Origin of the sequence: Pseudomonas putida (assembly GCF_004357765.1) — a bacterium.
In the GTDB taxonomy this organism is placed as follows: domain Bacteria; phylum Pseudomonadota; class Gammaproteobacteria; order Pseudomonadales; family Pseudomonadaceae; genus Aquipseudomonas; species Aquipseudomonas putida_U.
Genome location: NZ_SMTE01000009.1, coordinates 108,713 through 117,949 on the forward strand (window position 1 = coordinate 108,713; position 9,237 = coordinate 117,949).

General features: G+C 61.1%; 8 protein-coding genes. 6 read left to right on the forward strand and 2 right to left on the reverse strand.

What is annotated here, in order from left to right; translation table 11 throughout:
- Positions 1-157: 157 nt before the first annotated feature.
- Genes E2H86_RS15040 through E2H86_RS15055 form a run of 4 tightly spaced genes read left to right on the forward strand, consistent with a single transcriptional unit; the run spans position 158 to position 3,741 of the window.
- Positions 158-1,621, forward strand: coding sequence for an AMP-binding protein (locus tag E2H86_RS15040; RefSeq protein WP_133329147.1), 1,464 nt, complete (start codon positions 158-160; stop codon positions 1,619-1,621).
- 8 nt (positions 1,622-1,629) lie between these two features.
- Positions 1,630-2,310, forward strand: coding sequence for a TenA family transcriptional regulator (locus E2H86_RS15045; protein WP_133329150.1), 681 nt, complete (start codon positions 1,630-1,632; stop codon positions 2,308-2,310).
- Positions 2,297-3,103, forward strand: coding sequence for an SDR family oxidoreductase (locus E2H86_RS15050; protein ID WP_133329152.1), 807 nt, complete (start codon positions 2,297-2,299; stop codon positions 3,101-3,103). Before E2H86_RS15045 ends, E2H86_RS15050 begins: the two co-directional genes overlap by 14 nt.
- Positions 3,100-3,741 carry a hypothetical protein gene (locus E2H86_RS15055; protein ID WP_133329154.1) on the forward strand — a complete coding sequence of 214 codons (642 nt, stop codon included), beginning with the start codon at positions 3,100-3,102 and terminating at the stop codon, positions 3,739-3,741. Before E2H86_RS15050 ends, E2H86_RS15055 begins: the two co-directional genes overlap by 4 nt.
- 49 nt (positions 3,742-3,790) lie before the next feature.
- Here the strand turns inward: E2H86_RS15055 and acuI are convergent, their stop codons facing one another.
- Together acuI and acuR are read right to left on the reverse strand one after the other, a co-directional pair.
- On the reverse strand, positions 3,791-4,774 hold the full coding sequence (acuI, locus tag E2H86_RS15060) for an acrylyl-CoA reductase (NADPH) (RefSeq protein ID WP_133329156.1): 984 nt from the start codon (positions 4,772-4,774) through the stop codon (positions 3,791-3,793).
- Positions 4,775-4,821: 47 nt separating this feature from the next.
- Positions 4,822-5,454 (reverse strand): acrylate utilization transcriptional regulator AcuR, encoded by a 633-nt coding sequence (gene acuR / locus E2H86_RS15065; protein ID WP_207955637.1) that lies wholly within the window; start codon positions 5,452-5,454, stop codon positions 4,822-4,824.
- Positions 5,455-5,534: 80 nt separating this feature from the next.
- Here acuR and gcvA point away from each other — a divergent pair, with 80 nt between their 5' ends.
- Both gcvA and E2H86_RS15075 read left to right on the forward strand, forming a co-directional pair.
- On the forward strand, positions 5,535-6,443 hold the full coding sequence (gene gcvA / locus E2H86_RS15070) for a transcriptional regulator GcvA (protein WP_133329158.1): 909 nt from the start codon (positions 5,535-5,537) through the stop codon (positions 6,441-6,443).
- A gap of 227 nt (positions 6,444-6,670) precedes the next feature.
- Positions 6,671-9,169 (forward strand): CoA transferase, encoded by a 2,499-nt coding sequence (locus E2H86_RS15075; RefSeq protein ID WP_133329160.1) that lies wholly within the window; start codon positions 6,671-6,673, stop codon positions 9,167-9,169.
- Positions 9,170-9,237: the final 68 nt, after the last annotated feature.

Consider the following 9,237-nt stretch of genomic DNA (forward strand, 5'->3'; position numbering starts at 1 on the left):
TTAAGATTCAGCTCGGATACTCCCCTCACCAACCCAAACGGGGGGAGTTTCATGACCCACGACTTGCCTGAATCCATACCCTTGCCTGGCTGCCTTGAGCTTGGAACCGGCGCCCTTCGGTGTCTGCGCGCGACCACCGTGTGCCAGGAGACCGTCCATGTCCCATGAGCTTGAGCGTTTCAGGCGACTGCTGTTCGCCCATGCCCGTGAGCAGGGCGATGCGCTGGCGGTCCAGGGCTCGAACGAGCGGTTCACCTACAAGCAACTGCTCGCTGAGGTGGAACTGCGCGCTGAAACACTGCGCCAGCGACGGCCAGGTGCGTTGCTGCTGGCACTGGATAACGGGCCGCAATTGCTGTTCTGGGACCTGGCGGCGTTGGTCTCGGGACGGGCCTGCGTGATCGTGCCGCCGTTCTTCAGTCTGTCCCAGGTCCGGCACTGCATCGAACAGAGTGGCGCATGCCAGATCGTCTGCCACGCTCCGTGGGACGAAATGCTCGAGCAGCTTGGCTTCATGAAGCAGGATGCATTCTGGGAGCGCACGCTCGAGACACCGGTGGCACTGCCTGAAGGCACCGCCAAGATCACCTACACCTCCGGCAGCACAGGTACGCCCAAAGGCGTTTGCCTGAGCGCGGACAGCATGTTGCGGGTCGCCTATGAATTGCACCTGGCCAGTCGGCCAAGTCAGCCACAGCGCCATCTCACGGTCCTGCCGCTGGGCGTTCTGCTGGAGAACCTGGGCGTATATGCCGCCTTGATGGCGGGCGCCAGCGTGCTGTCGTATCCCCAGGCAGAACTGGGCATGGGCGGGGCCAGCCAGGTCGACTTCAAGCGTTTGTTGGGCGCCATCGCCCTGAGCGGGGCGCAGAGCCTGATTCTGGTGCCGCAACTGTTGATGGGGCTGGTGACGGCGATCGAGCACGGTTTGATGCGGGTTGGCGCGTTGCGCTTCGTCGCGGTGGGCGGCGCTCGGGTATCGCCCAGCTTGCTGGCCCGGGCCGAGGTCCTGCGGTTACCCGTGTTCGAAGGTTACGGGCTCTCGGAATGTGCATCGGTAGTGGCGCTCAATCGCCCGGGGGCGGTACGCCCAGGCAGTGTCGGCCAGCCATTGCCCCATGTGCAGGTGCGTATCGCCGAGGATGGTGAGGTCCTGGTCGCAGGTTCGGTGCTGCTTGGCTACCTGGGGGAGCCACCGGTGTCGTCGGCCTGGTGGGCTACGGGCGACCTGGGCTACCTGGATGACGATGGCTACCTGTACCTGAACGGTCGCAAGAAGCACCAGTTCATCACCAGCTTTGGCCGCAACGTCAACCCTGAATGGGTGGAAGCCGAACTGACCCAGAGCGGCGCGATCGCCCAGGCCTTCGTCCACGGTGAAGGGCTGCCGCGCAATCTGGCACTGCTCTGGCCGCTGGACCCCGATGCAAGCGATGACACCCTCGAACAGGCCGTGCAGCGCTGCAACGCGAGCCTGCCCGACTACGCCAGGGTTCATGCCTGGCGGCGACTGCCCGGCCCGCTGTCCCCGGGCGAAAACACCCTGACCGCCAACGGTCGCCCGCGACGCGAGGCGATCCTGCAGCGATTCCATACCTTGTTGTCCGAGATTCCGTTGTGAGGCCTGCCATGTCCTTTTTCGACACCCTGCAATTGCAAACCCGTCACGAACGCCAAACCCTGTTCGAGGTGCCGGTGATACGCGAAGCCCTGGCCGGTCAGGTCAGCCGTGAAAGCTACATCGCGTTCCTGACCCAGGCCTACCATCATGTGCGCCATACCGTACCGTTGATGATGGCCTGCGGTGCGCGCCTGCCCACACGCCTGGAGTGGTTGCGCGGCGCCGTTTGCGAATACATCGAGGAAGAGTATGGCCACGAGCAGTGGATCCTCAACGACATCAAGGCCTGCGGCGGCGACTGGGAGGCGGTGCGTGACGGCCGACCCGGCTTGCCGATCGAACTGATGGTTGCCTATCTGTATGACCTGATCGCCCGCGGCAACCCCGTGGGGCTGTTCGGCATGGTCAACGTTCTCGAAGGCACCAGCATCGCCCTGGCGACCCATGCCGCCGGCGCGATCCAGAACAGCCTCGGCCTTCCGGACACCGCGTTCAGCTATCTCAGCTCCCATGGCGCCCTGGACCAGGACCACATGGTCACCTACAAGCGGCTGATGGACCGGCTCGAGGCGGTCGATGACCACCAGGCGGTGATCCACGCGGCCAAGGTGGTGTACCGGCTGTATACCGAGATGTTCGAAGGCTTGCCGCGTGCGGGCCAATCAGAGGTGAACCATGCGTTTGTCTGAATCGGTGGTGTTGCTCACCGGAGCCAGCGGTGGCATCGGCCTGGAGTTGGCCGAGCAACTGTGCGCCGCAGGGGCGCGGGTGCTGGCGGTGAGCCGGCACCTTGGCAAACTGGCAAGCCTGATGAACCGCTACCCGGAGCGTCTGCGCTGGCAGAGCGCCGACCTGCGCAGCCAGCAGGGCCGTGACGAAGTCATCAGTCGGGCCCGCGAAATGGGCGGGTTCAACGTTCTGATCAACGCCGCCGGGGTCAATCGTTTCGCCTTGCTCGATCAACTGGACGAGTACGCATTGGACGAGTTGCTGGACATCAACCTCAAGGCGCCGCTGCAGTTGACCCGTGCCTGTCTGCCGCTGCTGCGGGCCCAGCCCAAGGCGTTGGTGGTCAATGTCGGGTCCACCTATGGCTCGATAGGCTATCCGGGTTACACCAGCTATTGCGCCAGCAAATTCGCGCTGCGTGGCTTCTCCGAGGCCTTGCGCCGCGAGTTGGCCGACACCACCGTGAACGTGGTGTATGCCGCGCCTCGGGCCACCCGCACGAGCATGAACAGCAGTGCCGCGACGGCGCTCAACCAGGCACTGAAAGTCGGCATGGACGATCCCGCCGATGTCGCTCGGGCCGTGCTCGATGCCATGGTGTCCGAACGCAGCGAGCTCTATCTGGGCTGGCCGGAGAAGTTGTTCGTGCGCATCAACGGCATGTTGCCAGGGGTCGTCGATCGTGCGCTGCGCAAGCAATTGCCGGTGATCCGGCGGTATATCGGTAGCCATTCCAAGGAGTCGAGCAAATGAAGCGCCTGTTCATCGCCAGCCTGCTGGCATTCGCCCCGTTCACCTGGGCACTGGATCAAGCCGGCAGCCAACAGCTCAGTGACCTGCAGTCACGTTGGGCGAAAATCCAGTACCAATTGCCCAAGGACCAGCGTGCCGATGCGTTCGAAGCACTTGCTGGCGACGCGGCGACGTTCGTTCGACGTTACCCGGACACGCCTGAACCGTTGATCTGGGAAGGCATCATCAACAGCAGTTGGGCAGGTGCGGTCGGGGGGCTGGGAGCGCTGGGCAAGGTCAAGGCGGCGAAAGCCAGCCTGGAACAGGCGATCAAGCTGGACCCCAACGCTCTGCAAGGGTCCGCCTATACCAGCCTGGGCACGTTGTACGACCAGGTGCCGGGCTGGCCGATCGGTTTCGGTGATGCCGACAAGGCCGACGAGTTGCTGCGCAAGGCGTTGCAGATCAACCCCAATGGGATCGACAGCAATTACTTCTGGGGTAATCACCTGTACCGGCAAAAGCGCTACCCGGAGGCCACCGCGGCTTTGCAGAAAGCCTTGCAGGCGCCTGCAAGGCCAGGGCGTGAGTTGGCGGACCAGGGGCGGCGCAGCGATATCGATGCGCTGCTCAAGGCCATCAAGGACAAGCAGGACTGAGGTGGAGGCTGCGCTGCATCGGCCTGATGCAGCGCATCAGGCCGCCTTGCTAGCCGTTGACGTCCACGACCAGCCGGCCACGGATCTTGCCATCCATCAAATCAGAAGCAGCTGCAATCGCCTGCCCGAGGCTAATTTCTCGGGTCATCAGGGATAATGCGTCGAGGTTCAACTGAGTCGACAGCCTGTCCCAGGCTTCGACACGCCGCTCGAAGGGCTGGGTGACGCTGTTGATGCCGAGCAGGCTTACCCCGCGGAGAATGAAAGGCGCAACGGTTGCCGGAAAATCCATACCCTGAGCCAGTCCACAGGCGGCGACCAAGCCTTCGGACATCGTGCTCGCGCAGGCATTGGCCAGCGTATGGCTGCCAACCGAATCGATGACAGCCGCCCATTTTTCTTTCGCCAATGGGCGTCCTGGGGCTGAGAGCTCAGCGCGATCGATGATGCTCCTCGCACCCAGGCTTTCCAGATAAGCCGCTTCGCTGGCTTTACCTGTGGCTGCAATGACGTCATACCCGGCACCGGCCAAAAGGCTGATGGCAAAGCTGCCGACGCCGCCTGTGGCGCCTGTGACCAACACCGGTCCATCGGAAGGCTTCAAGCCGTGGCGCTCCAGCGCCATCAGGCACAGCATGGCGGTGTACCCAGCGGTGCCGATAGCCATGCTCTGGCGTTCGCTCAGGCGCTTGGGGTGAGGGATCAGCCAGTCACCGTTCAACCGCGCTTTTTGTGCAAGTCCGCCCCAATGGCTTTCGCCCACCCCCCAGCCATTGAGCAATACGCGGTCGCCAGGTTGGTATCGAGGATCGTCACTCGCCTCTACGATGCCCGCGAGATCAATGCCTGGCACCATCGGAAATTGACGGACAACCGGCCCTTTGCCGGTAATTGCGAGCGCATCCTTGTAGTTCAAGGTGCTGTAGTTCACCTTCACCGTCACGCTTGTGCAGGGGAGCTGATCGTCCTGTAACTCGGTGAGTCGGGCAGAGTACTGGTCGTCCAGCTTTTCGATGAGTATGGCTTTGAACATGGTTCATCCTTTTTTAGACCGATTGTCTTTAAATTGGCCGAGAGGAATCAGCGCGTGATTCCTGACAGAAAACCTTGAAAGAAAATGTCCAGGGGGCGGACATTCTGCGCCAGTCTTGCGCGCAGCACGGCACCCTCCCAACCCACCCAGAAATAGGCCGCGAGGGCCTTGCAGTCATGCTCGCAAGACACTTCTGCGTGCTTCACCGCGTCCTCCAGGCAGGTCGACAAACGCAGCTCCCAGTCCTGCAAGGTCAGCTCCAGCTGTTCGCGGAAGCTGTCTGGCAGCACCAATACCTCTTGGCCAAGGTTGCCGACCAGGCAACCTCTTCGGAACTGGTACCTGGCCATCCCCACTTTCGCCTCTTCGACGAAATTGGACAGCCTTCCCAGCGGCGACACGCTCAGGTCGCCGAAACAGCGATCGAGCTTTCGAGCGAAATAGTCGGCATAGCGCTGAAGTACCGCTTGGCCGAACGCTTCTTTACTGTCGAAATAGTGATAGAACGAGCCCTTGGGTACCTGGACCCGTTTGAGCACGGTATCGATGCCGGTAGCGGCAAAGCCTTGTTCGGTGAGGATTTCCATGCCGCAGCGCAACAGCAGTTCGAGCGTTTCGCCGTGCTCACGCGCAACTTTTGGGGGACGGCCTCTTCGAGGTGTGGGTTGGGAGCTATTCATGCGTTGTAATTTAGACTGTTCGTCTCTAATGTCAACCACGAAGCGATTCGACTCCCGATGAGCCTAGCGTTGGATGCCGTATGAAAAAGCGTTTACCTCCCCTGAACTGGCTTCGAGCATTCGAAGTTTCTGCCCGAATGCTGAACTTCACCCATGCCGCCGAAGAGCTCAATCTTACGCAAGCGGCGATCAGTCAGCAGGTGAAGGCGCTGGAGTCCCAGTTAGGGGTTGCGCTTTTCAAGCGTCTGCCACGGGGCCTCGAACTTACCGAGGCGGGCAAGGCTTACTTCCCTGTGGTCAGGGAGTCGGTCGAGCGCCTTGCCGCATCGACCGATGAGATCTTCGGGCAAGGCCATCGAAGCGCACTGAGCATTCGCAGCAGTCTGGTGTTCTTCACCCATTGGGTCGCCCCTCGTCTACCCCGATTTCGGGCTAGGCATCCCGATGTGAGCCTGCGCGTGGCCAGCAACATCTGGGTGGATGACTCAGCGTTCGATGCCGATCTCGAAATCAGATACGGACAAGGGCGCTGGCCTGGCATGAAGGCCGAGCGGCTGACGTGGGACACGCTGGTGCCTGTGTGTTCGCCGGCGTTGATCACCCAAGAGCGTCCATTGCGACGTCCCGAGGATCTTGCCCTGCACCCGTTACTGCATGTGCTGGGCTATGAGGAAGGGTGGGGGTACTGGCTCAAGAAGAACGATGCAGAGAGCGTTGACTCGTCTCAGGGGATGCAGTTCGACACCCTCATCTCGGCATTGACGATCGCAGAGCTCGGCCAGGGCGTCGCCTTGGCGCGGACGTCACTGGTCAAGCACCTCCTGGACGAGGGCCGACTGGTCGCGCCCCTGGGAAGTCATGTGCCGACCAAGGAAGCCTTTTACCTGGTTTATTCTGCCCACAGCATGGTCAATCCAGATGCGGCGGCCTTTGCCCAATGGCTGTGTGAAGAAGCCCAGGCATTCAAGGCGGAATCCAGCGTGGAATAGAACGAATTCCCTGAGCGATAAGCAAGTGTTCCAGCAATAAAAAAAATGGCCCCTTAGGGCCATTTTTTATTGCTTTCGCGAAGCCTTCGAATTTCTGAAAGTAGCAATCACATCGCAAGCCCTTGGATGCTGCAGTCATCCAGGTGATCGATTAGTGCGAGGTCTAAATAACAACAATAACCGCGCCGGCACATCTCGTTGGCTCGGGGCTACCTAGGGTTATCGTCATGCAGCATACCAAGCAATTGCCTTTGCAAGGCGTCAACGTCATCGATTTTGGACAATACATCGCAGGCCCTGCGGTAGCGATGATCCTCGCTGATCTGGGAGCGACCGTCGTTCACATCGATCCGCCGGAAGGACCGCTCTGGCAGAGCCCGGCCAATGCCACCCTCAACCGCAACAAGCTGTGCCTGCGCCTGGATCTGAAAGCCCCAGAGGGGCTGCATCAAGCACGCGAGCTCATTTCCCGTGCCGACATCGTGATCGAAAACTTCCGCCCCGGCGTGATGGTCAAGTTGGGCCTCGATTTCGCAGAGCTGCGCCGTGTTCGTCCTGAACTCATCACCTTGTCGATCCCAGGGTTCGCCAGTGATGACGAACTGCGGGCGCAGTGGCGTGCTACCGAGGCGGTGATCGCTTCGGCCTCGGGTGTATTTACCGACATGGGGCAGAACCGCGTACTGATGGGCATCAACCCCAGCTTCTCGCCGCTTCCGTTGGCGTCAGCGTATGGCACCATGCTTGCCGTATCGTCAGTCGTGCTCGCATTGCAGGCGCGTGAAAAGAGCGGCGTAGGCGATCAGATCGAAGTTCCCCTGGCATCAGCGGTAATGGAAGGCCTGTCGTACAACTCGATCAAGATCGATGGCTACCCGCTGCGCTACAAGACCTTGCGTGAGAAGGAGAGCGAGAGCCGTCGCGCCGAGAACCTGCCGATGAACCTGAGTTATCAGGATCTGCAAGAGTTTCTCGACCCGTTCTACCGCACCTATGAATGTGCCGATGGCCGCAAATTCTACGCCGTCTGCCCGTCTCATCGTGAGCATGCCAAGCGGTGTCTGCAAGCGATGGGCATCTACGAAGAGATGGTCGCCGCCGGCCTGCCTAAAGTTGACGACCCGTATCTGCCGATTGACCAGTGGGAAGGCAATGCATCGCTGGGCGTCTATCCGCTACCGGCCGATTGGGCCGCACGCATCAGTGCCCGAATGAAGGAAGTGTTCCTGACCAAGACCGCCGCGCAATGGGAAGTGATCTTCGGCGAAGGGCGGTTCCCCGGCGCCCCTCACAGGTCGACCCAGGAGTGGCTCCATGACGAGCATTCCAATACCGCTGGGTTGATCGTCGAGGTGGACGATCGCGAGTACGGCGTCATGAAACAGCCTGGTCCCATTACCTGGCTCGAAGGCTGCTCAGAGCCGATGCTGACACCGCTGTCGCGTCGCCAGGTGAGCTATGAGCAAGCGCTGGCCACGCTGTCCGAACGTCCGGCTCACGCCTTGCCGCCTGCCCAGCTCGACAAGCCCGGCGGCTGGCTGGAAGGCGTCAAGATTCTGGATCTGACCAACGTCATCGCAGGGCCTCACTCGACGTCGTTCCTGGGGCGCTTCGGAGCCGATGTCATCAAGCTCGATCCTGTCGTGCCGAACTATGATCCTTGGAATACCGTGGTCTTCGGTATGTCTTCGGCACGGGGCAAGGAAAGTGTTCTGATTGACCTGAACAAGTCCGAAGGGCGGGACGTTTTCAATCGCCTCGTGCGGGAGGTCGATGTCATCGTCATGAACGCTCCCGATCGTCAGTTGGCCCCGCTGGGCCTGGATGAGGCAAGCCTGCAGGCGGTGAATCCAGGGGTGATCTTCTGTCAGCTTGATTGCTTCGGTGGCCCACGCCGCGGACCGCGCACCGATTATCTGGGGTATGACGATCTGATCCAAGCCACCACGGGTATCATGCTGCGGTTCGGTGGCGGCATGGAAACCCCAGAGGAGCATGCCCACGTCGGCACCATCGACGTGATGTGCGGATTCGCTGCCGCGCTGGGTGTCGCCACGGCGCTGTATCGCAAGCACCGTTGCGGCGAGGTCTACCGGGCGCGCACCTCTCTGGCCTCGCTGGGCAATCTGGTACAGATCCCATTCTGCTACGACTACCCAGGCCGAGGGCCATTCAATGAGCCTTCCGGACGCGATGCCGTTGGCTACAGCGATCTTTCCCGGTTCTACAAGACGGCGGATGGTTGGCTCTACCTGGATGCCTCCGAGCCTGAGTTGCACAAGTTCGCAACCCTCACGGAATTCTCCGGGCTGGCGGCTGCACCCGATCGTGCTGCCTATCTGCAATCCGTCATTGGCAGCATGAGCAGTGCCTTCCTTCAAGAGCGTCTGCAAGCCGCCAACATCGCTGCAGCGGTGCCGGACAACATTGACCACCTGCGCAGCCAATACAGCCGAACCGCTGATGGTCTGCCAGGAACGGAGAATGGCAGCTATTCCTTCAGCGTCTACAGCGACCATCCGAGCGGTCATCGGGTTATCCAGCTCGACCCCTACGCCATTCGTCCACGGGTAGCGCGAATCCGGGCCTTGCCACCCGCCGAGAAGTTTGGCGCCTCCACACGCAAAGTGTTGGCGCGATACGGCTACACCGAGATGCAGATTCAGTCGCTCCTGGATGCCGGCGCTATCGGCGAGTCCTGGAGTGAGGAATACCTGCCGAGCTGAGTGCTCAGGGGCGTCGAGGGGGCGGCCGTCCATGCCCCCGATTTGCCGATTTACCGAACAAGCGAACA

What these genes read in the sequence shown, in the direction of transcription:
- E2H86_RS15040 (WP_133329147.1), top strand. Translation starts at nt 158, where the DNA reads ATGTCCCATGAGCTTGAGCGTTTCAGGCGACTGCTGTTCGCCCATGCC.
- E2H86_RS15045 (WP_133329150.1), top strand. Translation starts at nt 1,630, where the DNA reads ATGTCCTTTTTCGACACCCTGCAATTGCAAACCCGTCACGAACGCCAA.
- E2H86_RS15050 (WP_133329152.1), top strand. Translation starts at nt 2,297, where the DNA reads ATGCGTTTGTCTGAATCGGTGGTGTTGCTCACCGGAGCCAGCGGTGGC.
- E2H86_RS15055 (WP_133329154.1), top strand. Translation starts at nt 3,100, where the DNA reads ATGAAGCGCCTGTTCATCGCCAGCCTGCTGGCATTCGCCCCGTTCACC.
- acuI (WP_133329156.1), bottom strand. Translation starts at nt 4,774, where the DNA reads ATGTTCAAAGCCATACTCATCGAAAAGCTGGACGACCAGTACTCTGCC.
- acuR (WP_207955637.1), bottom strand. Translation starts at nt 5,454, where the DNA reads ATGAATAGCTCCCAACCCACACCTCGAAGAGGCCGTCCCCCAAAAGTT.
- gcvA (WP_133329158.1), top strand. Translation starts at nt 5,535, where the DNA reads ATGAAAAAGCGTTTACCTCCCCTGAACTGGCTTCGAGCATTCGAAGTT.
- E2H86_RS15075 (WP_133329160.1), top strand. Translation starts at nt 6,671, where the DNA reads ATGCAGCATACCAAGCAATTGCCTTTGCAAGGCGTCAACGTCATCGAT.